This is a genomic window from Streptomyces sp. HUAS YS2 (genome assembly GCF_033343995.1).
GTDB classification, from domain to species: Bacteria; Actinomycetota; Actinomycetes; order Streptomycetales; family Streptomycetaceae; genus Streptomyces; species Streptomyces solicathayae.
The window spans coordinates 1987568-2002261 of the sequence record NZ_CP137573.1 but is presented as its reverse complement, the minus strand read 5'-3'; the positions used below and the strand labels follow the sequence as shown (position 1 = coordinate 2002261).

General features: G+C 71.5%; 12 protein-coding genes. 6 read left to right on the top strand and 6 right to left on the bottom strand.

Annotated features, from left to right (window positions below; genetic code table 11):
• Window positions 1–2: 2 nt before the first annotated feature.
• Window positions 3–2300: a bifunctional salicylyl-CoA 5-hydroxylase/oxidoreductase gene (locus R2D22_RS09055; protein WP_318102520.1), complete on the top strand. Its 2298-nt coding sequence runs from the start codon at window positions 3–5 to the stop codon at window positions 2298–2300.
• On the opposite strand, the gene R2D22_RS09050 is transcribed toward R2D22_RS09055, so the two are convergent.
• Genes R2D22_RS09050 through R2D22_RS09035 form a run of 4 tightly spaced genes read right to left on the bottom strand, consistent with a single transcriptional unit; the run spans window position 2278 to window position 5579 of the window.
• A complete protein-coding gene (locus tag R2D22_RS09050; RefSeq protein ID WP_318102518.1) occupies window positions 2278–2718 on the bottom strand; it encodes a hypothetical protein in 441 nt (146 codons plus the stop codon). The two genes, R2D22_RS09055 and R2D22_RS09050, sit on opposite strands and share 23 nt — an antisense overlap.
• Complete coding sequence (locus R2D22_RS09045; protein ID WP_318102516.1) at window positions 2715–3125, bottom strand: hypothetical protein; 411 nt, start codon at window positions 3123–3125, stop codon at window positions 2715–2717. Before R2D22_RS09045 ends, R2D22_RS09050 begins: the two co-directional genes overlap by 4 nt.
• The gene (locus R2D22_RS09040) at window positions 3122–3961 is read right to left on the bottom strand and encodes a PaaX family transcriptional regulator (RefSeq protein ID WP_318102515.1); all 840 of its coding nucleotides are present in this window, start codon (window positions 3959–3961) and stop codon (window positions 3122–3124) included. Before R2D22_RS09040 ends, R2D22_RS09045 begins: the two co-directional genes overlap by 4 nt.
• Before the next feature lie 4 nt (window positions 3962–3965).
• Complete coding sequence (locus R2D22_RS09035) at window positions 3966–5579, bottom strand: AMP-binding protein (RefSeq protein ID WP_318102513.1); 1614 nt, start codon at window positions 5577–5579, stop codon at window positions 3966–3968.
• A 128-nt stretch (window positions 5580–5707) separates the two neighbouring features.
• Here R2D22_RS09035 and R2D22_RS09030 point away from each other — a divergent pair, with 128 nt between their 5' ends.
• The 4 genes from R2D22_RS09030 to tpx all read left to right on the top strand — a co-directional run bounded on the left by R2D22_RS09030 (window position 5708) and on the right by tpx (window position 9618).
• On the top strand, window positions 5708–6865 hold the full coding sequence (locus tag R2D22_RS09030; protein ID WP_318102511.1) for an acyl-CoA dehydrogenase family protein: 1158 nt from the start codon (window positions 5708–5710) through the stop codon (window positions 6863–6865).
• The gene (locus R2D22_RS09025) at window positions 6862–7260 is read left to right on the top strand and encodes a RidA family protein (protein WP_318102509.1); all 399 of its coding nucleotides are present in this window, start codon (window positions 6862–6864) and stop codon (window positions 7258–7260) included. The genes R2D22_RS09030 and R2D22_RS09025 overlap by 4 nt, the downstream gene beginning before the upstream one ends.
• Window positions 7261–7500: 240 nt before the next feature.
• Window positions 7501–9051 (top strand): MFS transporter, encoded by a 1551-nt coding sequence (locus R2D22_RS09020; RefSeq protein ID WP_318102508.1) that lies wholly within the window; start codon window positions 7501–7503, stop codon window positions 9049–9051.
• Window positions 9052–9117: 66 nt separating this feature from the next.
• The gene (tpx, locus tag R2D22_RS09015) at window positions 9118–9618 is read left to right on the top strand and encodes a thiol peroxidase (protein WP_318102506.1); all 501 of its coding nucleotides are present in this window, start codon (window positions 9118–9120) and stop codon (window positions 9616–9618) included.
• 67 nt (window positions 9619–9685) lie between these two features.
• Here tpx and R2D22_RS09010 read toward each other — a convergent pair whose 3' ends face one another.
• Together R2D22_RS09010 and R2D22_RS09005 are read right to left on the bottom strand one after the other, a co-directional pair.
• Window positions 9686–11215 (bottom strand): helix-turn-helix domain-containing protein, encoded by a 1530-nt coding sequence (locus tag R2D22_RS09010; protein WP_318102504.1) that lies wholly within the window; start codon window positions 11213–11215, stop codon window positions 9686–9688.
• A gap of 61 nt (window positions 11216–11276) precedes the next feature.
• Window positions 11277–11633: a VOC family protein gene (locus R2D22_RS09005; protein WP_318102502.1), complete on the bottom strand. Its 357-nt coding sequence runs from the start codon at window positions 11631–11633 to the stop codon at window positions 11277–11279.
• 273 nt (window positions 11634–11906) lie between these two features.
• Here R2D22_RS09005 and acnA point away from each other — a divergent pair, with 273 nt between their 5' ends.
• Window positions 11907–14624: an aconitate hydratase AcnA gene (gene acnA / locus R2D22_RS09000; RefSeq protein ID WP_318102500.1), complete on the top strand. Its 2718-nt coding sequence runs from the start codon at window positions 11907–11909 to the stop codon at window positions 14622–14624.
• Window positions 14625–14694 lie beyond the last annotated feature (70 nt).

Here is a 14694-nt window from a genome sequence, read left to right as displayed (position 1 = left end):
CGATGCCGAGGCAGGTACGTCCGCTGCGCATCGCCGTCGTCGGCGGCGGTCCCGGCGGGCTGTACGCCGCCGCGCTGCTCAAGCGACTCGACCCGGCCCGCGAGATCACCGTCTGGGAGCGCAACGCCCCCGACGACACCTTCGGCTTCGGCGTCGTCCTCTCCGACGAGACCCTCGGCGGCATCGAGCACGCCGACCCGGCCGTCTACCAGGCCCTTCAGGACGAGTTCGTCCGCTGGGACGACATCCAGATCGTCCACCGCGGCCGTACGCTCACCAGCTCGGGGCACGGCTTCGCCGCCCTCGGCCGCCGCCGGCTCCTGGAGATCCTGCACGCCCGGTGCGCCGACCTCGGCGTACGGCTCCGCTTCCGCACCGAGGCCCCGCCCGCCGCCGAGCTCGCCGCGACCCACGACCTCGTCGTCGCGGCGGACGGCGTGCACAGCCACACCCGCGAGCAGCACGCCGACGTCTTCCGGCCCCGGATCACCCCCCACCGCTGCCGCTACATCTGGCTGGCCGCCGACTTCGCCCTCGACGCCTTCCGCTTCGAGATCGCCGAGACCGAGCACGGCGTCATGCAGCTGCACGGCTACCCCTTCTCAGCCGAGGCATCCACCGTGATCGTCGAGATGCGCGAGGAGGTCTGGCGGGCCGCCGGCTTCCACGAACTCGACGAGCAGCAGTCCACCGAACGCTGCGCGAAGATCTTCGCCGAGACCCTCGGCGGGCGTCCGCTGCGCGGCAACAACTCCGCCTGGACCGCCTTCCGCACCGTCGTCAACGAGAACTGGTCGCACGGCCGCACGGTGCTGCTCGGCGACGCCGCGCACACCGCCCACTTCTCCATCGGCTCCGGCACCAAACTCGCCGTCGAGGACGCCCTCGCCCTCGCCGCCTGCGTCGAGGAGCAGCCCACGCTCGACGAGGCCCTCGCCGCGTACGAGGCCGAACGCCGCCCCGTCGTCGAGTCGACCCAGCGCGCCGCCGCGGCCAGCCTGCGCTGGTTCGAGGAACCGGCCCGCTACCTCGACCAGCCGCCCCGCCAGTTCGCGTTCAACCTGCTCACCCGCAGCCGCCGGGTCACCCACGCCAACCTGCGGCTGCGGGACCCGCACTTCACCGACACCGTCGAACGCGACTTCGGCTGCCCGCCCGGCACCCCGCCCATGTTCACCCCCTTCCGGCTGCGCGGACTGACCCTGCGCAACCGGGTCGTCGTCTCGCCCATGGACCTGTACGTCGCCGAGGACGGCGTCCCCGGCGACTTCCACCTCGTCCACCTCGGCGCCCGCGCCCTCGGCGGCGCCGGCCTGGTCATGACCGAGATGGTCTGCGTCAGCCCCGAGGGCCGGATCACCCCCGGCTGCACGGGCCTGTGGACCGACGAACAGGGCGTCGCCTGGTCCCGGATCGCCGACTTCGTGCACGCGCAGGCCCCCGGTACGGCCTTCGGCGTCCAGCTCGGCCACTCCGGCCGCAAGGGCTCCACGAAGCGCATGTGGGAGGGCATCGACCAGCCGCTGCCCGCCGGCAACTGGCCGCTGAGCGCCGCCTCGCCGCTGCCGTACCGGCCCGGGATCAACCAGACCCCGCACGCCCTCGACCGCGCCGGGCTGACCGCCGTACGGGACGACTTCGCCGCCGCCGCCCGACGCGCCGCACGCAGCGGCTTCGACCTGCTCGAACTCCACTGCGCGCACGGCTACCTGCTGTCCGGCTTCCTCTCCCCGCTCACCAACCACCGCGACGACGCCTACGGCGGCCCCGTCGAGAACCGGCTCCGCTTCCCCCTGGAGGTCTTCGACGCGGTACGGGACGTCTGGCCGGCCGACCGGCCCATGACCGTCCGTATCTCCGCGACCGACTGGGCCGAGGGCGGCACCGCCCCCAGGGACGCCGTCGCGATCGCCCGCGCCTTCGCCGCGCACGGCGCCGACGCGATCGACGTCTCCACCGGCCAGGTCGTCCCCGAGGAGCGGCCCGAGTACGGGCGCTCGTACCAGACCCCGTACGCCGACCTGATCCGCAACACCCTCGGCGTCCCGGTGATCGCCGTCGGCGCGATCTCCTCCTGGGACGACGTCAACTCCCTGCTCCTCGCCGGCCGCGCCGACCTGTGCGCCCTGGCCCGCCCGCACCTGTACGACCCGCACTGGACCCTGCACGCCGCCGCCGAACAGGACTACTCCGGGCCCGCGGCCCCCTGGCCCGACCCGTACAGGGCGGGCAGCCGCCGGCCCCCGACCGGCCGCACGGACGCGCCGAAGCCGCGGCTCAGTCTCGACCCTCGCCCGTGAGGCAGGCATGGCACAGGCACGGGTCCGGGTGCGGGCCGGCGTGGTAGGTCCCCCGCTGCTCGCGCGCGATCCGGTCGAGCGTCTCCACGAGGCGTTCGACCGCCTCGCGCCCGACCGGGAGCCCGCCGCAGCGACGCAGCACCGCGGGCGCGTGGACCAGCTTCGCGCGGAAGGTGTGCAGGTGCCGGGTCGAGGTGTCGATCGTGATCCACCGGCCGGTGTGCCGGCCGCGCCCCACCGTGGTCAGCTGCTCGTTGCCCATGCCGGCGTAGGTGTCGACCACGTACACCCTCGCCCCGCCCTTGTACGCCTTCGTGCCCGGCCGCAGCTCCTGCCCCAGGTCGCCCCACCGCCGCCACCGCACCACGTTCGCCGCGACGAGCCACCGAGGCTCCGGCGCTTCGTCCTGCCCGCTCACGTCGGGAACCACCCCGGCCACCACGGCGGCACGTTGTCGGCCGGACACAGCCCCGAATCGCCCGGATAGCCCGCAGGGGTCGCCTCCGCGGTCACGTACCACCAGGCCAGCGCCGTCACCACGAACAGGACGACGGCCACCTGGGAGGACGCCCGGACCGACCGTGGTCCGCGGACCGTCGCCCAGCGGGCCAGGACCGCGGCGGCCACCGCGAGGCCGGCCGCGGCCGCCGTCAGGACCAGCCACTCGAAGCCGTGCGCGAAACGGTGCTGCGGCTCCCAGGCCGCGTCGCAGTACGACCGCGCCGACGCCACCAGCGTGCTCGCCGCGTACGCGCCGACCGTGCCGGCCAGGGCCGCGGCGCCCCAGGAGAGCCATTGGAGACGGGAGACAGGATGTGCGCTCACGCTTCCGACGGACGATCGTCCGAGCCGTACGGTTGCACGAACCGCGCCCCCGCGTCCCGCAGCCGCTCGTGCAGCGCCGCGAAGACCTCCGCCGAGCGGGCGCCCGGCCAGCCGGCCGGCAGCAGCTGCGGCGGCAGCCCGGGGTCGGTGTAGGGGAGCCGGCGCCAGGAGTCCAGGGTCGGCAGATAGTCCTTGTACGCGTCCTCCGGCGGGGTGTCCGGGCGGGCCTCCCAGGCGTGCAGGACCGGCTCGTACACGGCGAGGAAGTCCTCGTGCGCCTTGGCGATCGCCGCCAGGTCCCACCAGCGGCCCACCGCCTCCGCCGTCGCCGCGAAGCCCAGGTGGTCGCCCCGGAACAGGTCCACGTACGGGTCCAGGCGGAGCCGCTCCAGGGTGTGCCGGGTCTCCTCGTACAGCCGCGCCGGGGCGATCCAGACGCCCGGGGCCGCCGTGCCGAAGCCCAGGCCGCCCAGCCGCGAGCGCAGCAGGTGCCGCTTGTGCCGCTCGGACTCGGGCACCGAGAACACCGCGAGCACCCAGCCGTCCTCCAGGGCCGGCTCGGCGCGGGAGTAGATCCGGCGGTCGCCGTCGTCGAGGAGCTGCCGGGCCTCCGCCGACAGGGCGTACCCGGCGGCCCGGTCGGCGGTGCGCGCGGGCAGCAGCAGCCCGCGCCGCTTGAGCCGGGACACCGAGGACCGCACCGAGGGCGCGTCCACGCCGAGCACCCCGAGCAGCCGGATCAGCTCGGCCACGGGGAGCGTGGCGTCGTCCGGGGTGCGCCCGTACGCGCCGTACAGGGAGACGATCAGGGATCGGGGGGTGTGTTGCTCGGCCACGTGGTCACTCTAGATCGCGCAGCCGGTACCGCTGCAGTTTCCCGGTCGCCGTGCGGGGCAGTGCGTCCAGGAACACGATCTCGCGGGGGCACTTGTACGGCACCAGCCGGGCCTTCACGAAGTCCCGCAGCGCGTCCGCCGTCCGGGTGTCCCGCGGCACCCCGTCCCGCAGCACCGCGTACGCCACGGCGATCTGGCCGCGCAGCTCGTCGGGGCGGCCCACGACCGCCGTCTCCAGGACGTCGGGATGGGCGAGCAGGGCCTCCTCGACCTGCGGTCCCGCGATGTTGTACCCGGCCGAGACGATCATGTCGTCGGCGCGGGCCACGTAGCGGAAGTAGCCGTCCGGCTCGCGGACGTACGTGTCGCCGGTGAGGTTCCAGCCGCCGCGCACGTACTCGGTCTGCCGGGGGTCGGCCAGATAGCGGCAGCCGACCGGGCCGCGCACGGCGAGCAGGCCCTCCTCGCCGTCCGGGACGGGCGCGCCCGCCGCGTCGACGATCCGGGCCTGCCAGCCCGGCACGGGGGTGCCGGTGGTGCCGGGGCGGATGTCGCTCTCGGCGGCCGAGATGAAGATGTGCAGCAGCTCGGTCGCGCCGATCCCGTTGATCAGCCGCAGTCCGGTCCGGTCCCGCCAGGCCTCCCAGGTCGCGGCGGGCAGGTTCTCGCCCGCGGAGACGCAGCGGCGCAGCGAGCCGAGGTCGTGGCCGTTCATCTCGTCGAGCATCACGCGGTACGCCGTCGGCGCGGTGAACAGCACGCTCACCCGGTGCTTCGCGACCGCCTCGAGGAGTTGCCGCGGCCCGGCCTGCTCGAGCAGCAGGGCGCTGGCCCCGGCCCGCATCGGGAAGATCACCAGGCCGCCGAGTCCGAAGGTGAAGCCGAGCGGCGGACTGCCCGCGAAGACGTCGTCGGGACCGGGGCGCAGCACCTGCGCGGAGAAGGTGTCGGCGATCGCCAGGACGTCCCGGTGGAAGTGCATGCAGCCCTTGGGGCGGCCGGTGGTCCCGGAGGTGAAGGCGATCAGCGCCACGTCGTCGGCCGCGGTCGGTACCGCCTCGTACGTGTCCGGTCTGCCGATCGCCAGGGACAGCAGGTCGTCCGGGGCGTCGCCGCCGAAGGCGGTGATCCGCAGCCCCGGGACCTCGGCCTTCACCAGGTCGTCGACGCTCCGTACGTCGCACAGCGCGTGCGTGCAGCGGGCCATCTCGCACATCACGGCCAGCTCCCCGGCCCGCTGCTGGGCCAGCACGGTCACGGCCACCGCGCCGGCCTTCATCACGGCCAGCCAGCAGGCCGCCAGCCACGGGGTGGTCGGGCCGCGCAGCAGCACCCGGTTGCCGGGGCGGACGCCGAGGTCGGTACTGAGCACATGGGCGATCCGGTTCACCCGTTCGCGCAGCTGGCCGTACGTCCAGACGGCGCCGGCCGCGTCGCGGAAGACCGGCCGGTGCGCGCCGAAGCGCTCCGTGGTGCGGTCGAGCAGTTCGGTCCCGCAGTTGAGACGGTCCGGATAGCGCAGGTCCGGCAGGTCGAAGAGCAGTTCCGGCCACTGCCCGGCGGGCGGCAGGTGGTCGCGGGTGATGGTGTCCTGGTGCGCCGAGGGTGTCAGCTCCATGGGTTTCGCCCCTTGTCGTGGTGGGGTCGCCCAACGAGCGTATCGTGATGATGACGACAGTCAACGGTTCGCGATAAAGCAGTGATGCCGTGGGAGATCCGACCGACGCGACGGAAGTGGGGGCCAGAATGCCCGAATTCTCGCTCGATCCGGCACATGTCGAATGGTGCGCCGCGCTGCGCGCCCTGGCCGCGGACCGGCTCCGCCCGCTGGCCGAGAAGGGCGAGCCGGGCCGGGTGAACCGCCCCCTGATCGCCGCGCTCGGCGAACTCGGGCTCCTGGAGCGGCTGTTCTCCTCCGGCGCGCTCGAGCTCTGCCTGCTCCGCGAGTCCCTCGCCCACTCCTGCACGGAGGCCGAGACCGCGCTTGCCCTGCAGGGGCTCGGCGCCCATCCGGTGGCCTCGGCCGGCACGCCGGCCCAGCGGGAGCGCTGGCTGCCCGAGGTCGTCGCCGGACGCGCGGTCGCCGCCTTCGCGCTCAGCGAGCCCGACGCCGGCTCGGACGCTGCCGCGCTGGCCCTCGACGCCGCGCCCGACGGCGTCGGCGGCTGGCGGTTGACCGGCGAGAAACGCTGGATCTCCAACGCCCCCGAGGCCGACTTCTACACCGTCTTCGCCCGTACGACGCCCGGCGCCGGGGCCCGTGGCGTGACGGCCTTTCTCGTCCCCGCCGACCGGCCGGGTCTCACCGGCAGCCCGCTCGACATGCTCAGCCCGCACGCCATCGGCGCCCTCGCCTTCGACGGCGTCCCGGTCGGCCCCGACGACGTGCTCGGCGAGCCCGACCAGGGCTTCCGGGTCGCCATGGGCACCCTGAACCTCTTCCGGCCCAGCGTCGGCGCCTTCGCCGTCGGCATGGCCCAGGCCGCGCTGGACGCCGCGCTCGACCACACCGCGGGACGGTCCGCCTTCGGCGGCGTCCTGGCCGACCTCCAGTCCGTCGCCCACCAGGTCGCCGAGATGGCGACCCGCACCGAGGCGGCCCGGCTGCTGGTGTACGCGGCGGCATCGGCGTACGACTCCGGAGCGCCGGACGTGCCCCGGCGCTCCGCGATGGCGAAACTACTGGCCACCGAGACAGCGCAGTACGTCGTCGACGCAGCCGTCCAACTGCACGGCGCGCGCGCCCTGCAACGCGGCCACCTGCTCGAACACCTCTACCGGGAGGTGCGGGCGCCGAGGATCTACGAGGGGGCGACCGAGGTGCAGCGCTCGATCATCGCGAAGGAGCTGTACCGGCGGCACGCCGCCGCGGCACGGACGATCGGCGAGGGGGCCCGCGCATGACGCTGCACCGCCACAACCCCGCCGAGCTGTCCCCGCCCGCCGGCTTCTCGCACGCCGTCACCGCCACCGGCTCCCGCCTGGTCTTCCTCGCCGGGCAGACCGCGCTCGACACCGACGGCAAGGTGGTGGGGGAGACCCTGCCCGAGCAGTTCACCACCGCCCTCACCAACCTGCTCGCAGCCCTGCGCCACGCCGGCGGCGCCCCCGCCGACCTCGCCCGGGTCACCGTGTACGCGACCGATGTCGCCGAGTACCGCGCCCACGCGGCCGAACTCGGCCGGATCTGGCGGGCGTTGGCGGGCCGGGACTACCCCGCGATGGCCGTGATCGGTGTCGTGCGGCTGTGGGACGAGCAGGCCCGGGTGGAACTGGACGGCTTCGCCGTCGTGGACTGAGGGAGGCGGTGCGGACCGGACGAACTCCTCCGTCAGGATGGCCTGTTGAAGGCCGGGGGAGCACCCGTCCCCCGATCGCCGGGGGCCGGCCGAAACAGCCGGCCACGGCGCCGCGCGCGGCCGTCGCGGAGGGGGCCGTACGGGCTTCTTGATCGACTGGTGGGCCCTAGGAGGCTGGCTTATTTTCGAGGGGTGGACTGACCGGCCCACGGGACCCTCACGTGAGGGGCACGATGCGCGATGACACACCCCAAGCCGACGACACCAGCACAGGCCGCCGCCCCGAAGAAGAAGGGCGACGGAAAGGGCATCGCCCTCTTCGTGATCGCCTCCTGCCAGCTGATGGTCGTGCTCGACATCACGATCGTGAACATCGCGCTCCCGCACATCCAGAGCGCCCTCGACTTCTCCACCACCAGCCTGTCCTGGGTCGTCAACGCGTACACGCTGACCTTCGGCGGACTGCTGCTGCTCGGCGGACGTGCCGGTGACATCCTCGGCCGCCGCCGGGTGTTCATCTTCGGCGTCCTGCTCTTCGGCGCCGCGTCCCTGCTCTGCGGCGTCGCCCAGACCAGCTGGCAACTGCTCGCCGCCCGCGCCCTCCAGGGCGTCGGCGGCGCGATCGCCTCCCCGACCTCGCTCTCCCTGATCACCACGAACTTCGACGAGGGGCCGGAACGCAACCGGGCCTTCGGCGTGTTCGCCGGCGTCTCGGCGGGCGGCGGCGCGATCGGCCTGCTGGCCGGCGGCATCCTCGTCGAATGGCTCGACTGGCGCTGGATCTTCTTCGTGAACGTGCCGATCGCGCTGCTGATCGCCTTCCTCACGCCGCGCCACGTCAAGGAGTCCGAGCGGCATCCCGGCCACTTCGACATCGCCGGCGCGCTCACCTCGACGCTCGGCATGGTGGCGCTGGTGTACGGCTTCATCCGCGCCGCGCAGGAGGGTTGGCGCGACGCGCTGACCCTGGCCTCGTTCGGCATCGCGGTGGTGCTGCTGGTCAGCTTCATCCTGGTCGAACGGCGCTCGCGGCAGCCGATCACACCGCTGCACATGTTTGCCGACCGGAACCGGGCGGGCACCTACGGGATGATGCTCTGTCTCGCCGCGGCGATCTTCGGGATGTTCTTCTTCCTCACGCTGTTCGTCCAGCAGGTGCTCGGCTTCAGCCCGCTGGAGGCCGGCCTGGCGTTCCTGCCGGTCAGCGCGGTCATCGCGGTGGCGGCGGGCTTCACCTCGCAGCTGCTGCCCAAGTTCGGGCCGAAACCCTTCATGGTGGTCGGCTCGCTGTGCCTCGCGGCCGGCCTGTCCTGGCTGACGCAGACCGACGTCCACTCCACGTACGCGGGCTCCATCCTCGGCCCGATGCTCGTCTTCAGCGTCGGCATGGGCCTGATGTTCGTCTCGCTGACCCTGATGGCCCTGTCCAACGTGGAGCCCCAGGAGGCGGGCGCGGCATCCGGCCTGCTCAACGCGACCCAGCAGGTGGGCGGTTCGCTGGGCCTGTCGATCCTGGTCACGGTCTTCGGCACGGTCAGCAACAACGAGGCCGAGGACCAGGTCCCCGCCTTCCTCGCCCAGGCGACTCCCCTGGAGAAGGCCCAGTTCGCGAAGACCGGCGTGCTGCCCCCACCCTGGGGCGACGAGGTCCTCAGCGCGGGCGTCTCCGCCGGCTTCATCGTCGCCGCCGCCTTCGCGGTCCTGGCCTTCGTCATCTCCATCCTGGCCATCCAGGTCCGCCCCTCCGACATAGAACGCCTCAAGGGCGGTATGGGACCACCGGCGGGCTGAGGCCCGATGTGCCGCGAACAGTAGGATCGCGAGCGTTGTCGCCATCGCGCTCACAAGGAGAAACTCGTGGCTCAGACCGCTTTCAAGGGCAACCCGGTACAGGTCAACGGCACCCTGCCGGCCCCGGGCAGCATCGCTCCTGCCTTCTCTCTGGTGGCGAAGGACCTGTCCGACGTGTCGCTGGACGACTACGCAGGCAAGCGCAAGGTGCTGAACATCTTCCCGAGCGTCGACACCGGCGTCTGCGCGGCCTCCGTCCGCAAGTTCAACGAGGTCGCCGACGGCCTGGAGAACACGGTCGTGCTGTGCGTCTCCGCGGACCTGCCGTTCGCCCAGGCCCGCTTCTGCGGCGCCGAGGGTCTTGAGAACGTGGTCAACGTCTCCACCGTGCGCGGCCGCGCGTTCCACACCGACTACGGCGTGGACATCGCCGAGGGCCCGCTGGCCGGCCTCGCCGCCCGCGCCGTCGTCGTCCTCGACGAGACCAACAAGGTCCTTCACTCGGAGCTCGTCAACGAGATCACGACGGAGCCCAACTACGACGCCGCCCTCGCGGCCCTGAAGTAGCAGCACGACGCGAGGCCCCGTCCCCCGACGAGGAGGGGGACGGGGCCTCGCCATGGGCGCAGTGTCCTCAGATGTCCCGGAAGATCTCGATCTGCGCGCCCACCGAGTTCAGCCGCTCCGCCAGGTCCTCGTAGCCGCGGTTGATGACGTAGACGTTGCGGAGGACCGACGTGCCCTCGGCGGCCATCATCGCCAGGAGGACGACCACCGCCGGGCGCAGGGCCGGGGGGCACATCATTTCGGCGGCGCGCCAGCGGGTGGGGCCCTCGACCAGGACGCGGTGGGGGTCCAGGAGTTGGAGGCGGCCGCCGAGGCGGTTGAGGTCGGTGAGGTAGATGGCGCGGTTGTCGTAGACCCAGTCGTGGATCAGGGTCTTGCCCTGGGCCACCGCGGCGATCGCCGCGAAGAACGGGACGTTGTCGATGTTCAGGCCCGGGAACGGCATCGGGTGGATCTTGTCGATCGGCGCCTCCAGCTTGGAGGGGCGGACCGTCAGGTCGACCAGGCGGGTGCGGCCGTTGTCCGCCGGGTACTCCGGCGAGCGGTCGTGGTCGAGGCCCATCTCCTCCAGGACCGCGAGCTCGATCTCCATGAACTCGATGGGGACACGGCGGATGGTGAGCTCCGATTCCGTGACCACCGCGGCCGCCAGGAGGCTCATCGCCTCGACCGGGTCCTCCGAGGGGGAGTAGTCGACGTCGACGTCGATGTCCGGGATGCCGTGGACCGTGAGGGTCGTGGTGCCGATGCCGTCGACGCGGACGCCCAGCGCCTCCAGGAAGAAGCAGAGGTCCTGGACCATGTAGTTGGAGGAGGCGTTGCGGATGACCGTGGTGCCGTCGTGGCGGGCGGCGGCCAGGAGGGCGTTCTCCGTCACCGTGTCGCCGCGTTCGGTCAGGACGATCGGGCGGTCGGGAGCCACCGAGCGCTCCACCTGCGCGTGGTAGAGGCCCTCGGTCGCCGTGATGTCGAGGCCGAAGCGGCGCAGCGCGATCATGTGCGGCTCGATCGTGCGGGTGCCGAGGTCGCAGCCGCCCGCGTACGGGAGCTTGAAGCGGTCCATGCGGTGCAGCAGCGGGCCGAGGAACATGATGATCGAGCGGGTGCGGATGGCCGCCTCGGCGTCGATCGCCTCCATGTCGAGCTCGGCCGGCGGCACGATCTCCAGGTCGACCCCGTCGTTGATCCAACGCGTCTTCACGCCGATGGAGTTGAGGACCTCCAGCAGGCGGAAGACCTCTTCGATGCGGGCGACGCGGCGCAGCACCGTGCGCCCCTTGTTGAGCAGCGTGGCGCACAGCAGCGCGACGCAGGCGTTCTTGCTCGTCTTGACGTCGATGGCGCCGGAGAGCCGGCGGCGGCCTACGACCCGCAGGTGCATGGGACCCGCGTACCCGAGAGACACGATCTCGCTGTCGAGCGCCTCTCCGATGCGGGCGATCATCTCAAGGCTGATGTTCTGATTGCCACGTTCGATGCGGTTCACGGCGCTCTGGCTTGTGGCCAGAGCTTCGGCGAGCTGCGTCTGGGTCCAGCCGCGATGCTGACGGGCGTCGCGGATGAGCTTGCCGATGCGTACGAGGTAGTCGTCTGCCATGGCCGCAGGTTATCTCAGATATGAGATGGGGCGTGTGGTGATGGTGTGTTGAACGGGTGATTCAGGGCGAATTGTCGTGTGCGGTGGGATGGCGCGGCTCGTAGAGCGGCAGTTCGGCCCCGCTCGGCAGGCGCACCCCGCTGAGCAGCCCCCAGCCCTGGTCGGTGACGGACCGTGAGATCTCCGCGCCGCGCGCTTCCAGCTTGCGCAGCATCGCCGCGATGTCGTCGCACATGAGGTAGAGCTCGTGTCGTGGTTCGCCGGACGTCGGATGCACCGCGAGCTCGGCCGGCGGCAGCGTGAAGATCAGCCAGCCCCGTCCCGCGTCGACGTGTCCGAAGCCCAGGACGTCCTTGAGGAAGGCCCGGTCCGCCTCCGCGTCCGTCGTGTAGAGGATCACATGTGCGCCGCTGATCATGTCCCGATCGTCGCCCTGCGCCACCGGTGCGGCAATCGCACCGCCGCCGTACGGGGGCCTCGTCGGCCGTTCGTCGTGACGTCGGGCATGCCGGGCATGACCGCGCGGCGGGGATGCACTAGAGTTATCTCGACATCGAGATAACTGCTTACGGCGCACCGCAGCCGCCCCGCCTGGTAAGGGTTACCTAACTAAGCCTTACCTTAGCGGATCTGCGAAGGGTCGTGGCGGCAGCATGGCGGTAGAACGCGCACTTTGATGAAGGAGACTGTCGTGTCGGCGAACAGCTTCGACGCCCGCAGCACGCTGCGCGTGGGCGACGAGTCGTACGAGATCTTCCGGCTGGACAAGGTGGAGGGCTCCGCGCGCCTCCCTTACAGCCTGAAGGTCCTCCTGGAGAACCTGCTCCGCACCGAGGACGGCGCGAACATCACCGCCGACCACATCCGGGCCCTGGGCAGCTGGGACTCGCAGGCCCAGCCGAGCCAGGAGATCCAGTTCACGCCGGCTCGCGTGATCATGCAGGACTTCACCGGTGTCCCCTGTGTCGTCGACCTCGCCACCATGCGTGAGGCCGTCGCGGCGCTCGGCGGCGACCCGGCGAAGATCAACCCGCTGTCCCCGGCCGAGATGGTCATCGACCACTCCGTCATCGCCGACAAGTTCGGCACCAGCGACGCGTTCGCGCAGAACGTCGAGCTGGAGTACGGCCGCAACCGCGAGCGCTACCAGTTCCTGCGCTGGGGCCAGACCGCCTTCGACGACTTCAAGGTCGTCCCGCCCGGCACCGGCATCGTCCACCAGGTCAACATCGAGCACCTGGCCCGCACGGTCATGGTCCGTAACGGCCAGGCGTACCCCGACACCCTCGTCGGCACCGACTCGCACACCACCATGGTCAACGGCCTCGGCGTGCTCGGCTGGGGCGTCGGCGGCATCGAGGCCGAGGCCGCGATGCTCGGCCAGCCGGTCTCCATGCTCATCCCGCGCGTCGTCGGCTTCAAGCTGACCGGCGAGCTGCCCACCGGCACCACCGCCACCGACCTGGTGCTCACGATCACCGAGATGCTGCGCAAGCACGGCGTCGTCGGCAAGTTCGTCGAGTTCTACGGCGAGGGCGTCGCCGCCACCTCCCTCGCGAACCGCGCCACCATCGGCAACATGTCGCCGGAGTTCGGCTCCACCGCCGCGATCTTCCCGATCGACGGCGAGACCCTGAACTACCTCAAGCTCACCGGCCGCTCCGAGCAGCAGGTCGCGCTCGTCGAGGCGTACGCCAAGGAGCAGGGCCTCTGGCTGGACCCGTCCGCCGAGCCCGACTTCTCCGAGAAGCTGGAGCTCGACCTCTCCACGGTCGTCCCCTCCATCGCCGGCCCGAAGCGCCCGCAGGACCGCATCGTCCTCGCGAACGCCGCCGCGCAGTTCTCCCAGGACGTCCGCAACTACGTCACCGCCGCCGACGAGGCCGGCATCGAGTCCTTCCCGGCCTCCGACGCCCCGGCGAACCACCCGAACGGCGCCCCGTCGAAGCCGGTCACCGTGACCGCCCCCGACGGCTCGACGTACGAGATCGACCACGGCGCCGTCACGGTCGCCGCGATCACCTCCTGCACCAACACGTCCAACCCGTACGTGATGGTCGCCGCCGCGCTCGTCGCGAAGAAGGCCGTGGAGAAGGGCCTGACCCGCAAGCCGTGGGTCAAGACCACCCTCGCCCCGGGCTCGAAGGTCGTCACCGACTACTTCGACAAGGCGGGTCTGACCCCGTACCTCGACAAGGTCGGCTTCAACCTCGTCGGCTACGGCTGCACCACCTGCATCGGCAACTCCGGCCCGCTGCCGGAGGAGGTCTCCAAGGCCGTCAACGAGCACGACCTCGCGGTCACCTCGGTCCTCTCCGGCAACCGGAACTTCGAGGGCCGTATCAACCCCGACGTCAAGATGAACTACCTGGCCTCCCCGCCGCTGGTCGTCGCGTACGCCCTCGCGGGTTCCATGAAGGTGGACATCACCAAGGACGCGCTCGGTGTCGACACCGAGGGCAAGCCGGTCTACCTGGCTGACATCTGGCCCTCCGAGGCCGAGGTGAACGACGTCGTCGCCAACGCCATCGGCGAGGACATGTTCAGCAAGTCCTACCAGGACGTCTTCGCGGGCGACGCCCAGTGGCAGGCGCTGCCGATCCCGACCGGCAACACCTTCGAGTGGGACGCCGAGTCCACCTACGTGCGCAAGCCCCCGTACTTCGAGGGCATGACGATGGAGACCACCCCGGTCACCGACATCGTCGGCGCCCGTGTCCTGGCCAAGCTGGGCGACTCGGTCACCACCGACCACATCTCCCCGGCCGGCGCCATCAAGGCCGACACCCCGGCCGGCAAGTACCTCACCGAGCACGGTGTGGAGCGTCGTGACTTCAACTCCTACGGCTCGCGCCGAGGCAACCACGAGGTCATGATCCGCGGCACGTTCGCCAACATTCGCCTGCGCAACCAGATCGCGCCGGGCACCGAGGGCGGGTACACCCGCGACTTCACCCGCGCCGACGGCCCGGTGTCGTTCATCTACGACGCCTCGCAGAACTACCAGGCCGCCGGCACCCCGCTGGTCATCCTGGGCGGCAAGGAGTACGGCTCCGGCTCGTCCCGCGACTGGGCGGCCAAGGGCACCGCGCTCCTCGGCGTCAAGGCCGTCATCACCGAGTCGTACGAGCGCATCCACCGCTCGAACCTCATCGGCATGGGCGTCCTGCCGCTCCAGTTCCCCGCCGGCCAGTCGGCCGACTCGCTCGGCCTGACCGGCGAGGAGACCTTCTCCATCGCGGGCATCACGGAGCTGAACGAGGGCACCACCCCGAGCACGGTCAAGGTCACCACCGACACCGGTGTCGAGTTCGACGCGGTCGTCCGCATCGACACCCCCGGTGAGGCGGACTACTACCGCAACGGCGGCATCATGCAGTACGTGCTGCGCAACCTGATCCGCGGCTAAGCACCACCGCACCGGCCGGTAACGGCCGGCACGGGCCAAGAGGGCCGCACCCCCGGCAACGGGAGTGCGG

What these genes read in the sequence shown, in the direction of transcription:
- R2D22_RS09055 (WP_318102520.1), top strand. Translation starts at nt 3, where the DNA reads ATGCCGAGGCAGGTACGTCCGCTGCGCATCGCCGTCGTCGGCGGCGGT.
- R2D22_RS09035 (WP_318102513.1), bottom strand. Translation starts at nt 5,579, where the DNA reads ATGGAGCTGACACCCTCGGCGCACCAGGACACCATCACCCGCGACCAC.
- R2D22_RS09030 (WP_318102511.1), top strand. Translation starts at nt 5,708, where the DNA reads ATGCCCGAATTCTCGCTCGATCCGGCACATGTCGAATGGTGCGCCGCG.
- R2D22_RS09025 (WP_318102509.1), top strand. Translation starts at nt 6,862, where the DNA reads ATGACGCTGCACCGCCACAACCCCGCCGAGCTGTCCCCGCCCGCCGGC.
- R2D22_RS09020 (WP_318102508.1), top strand. Translation starts at nt 7,501, where the DNA reads ATGACACACCCCAAGCCGACGACACCAGCACAGGCCGCCGCCCCGAAG.
- R2D22_RS09010 (WP_318102504.1), bottom strand. Translation starts at nt 11,215, where the DNA reads ATGGCAGACGACTACCTCGTACGCATCGGCAAGCTCATCCGCGACGCC.
- R2D22_RS09005 (WP_318102502.1), bottom strand. Translation starts at nt 11,633, where the DNA reads ATGATCAGCGGCGCACATGTGATCCTCTACACGACGGACGCGGAGGCG.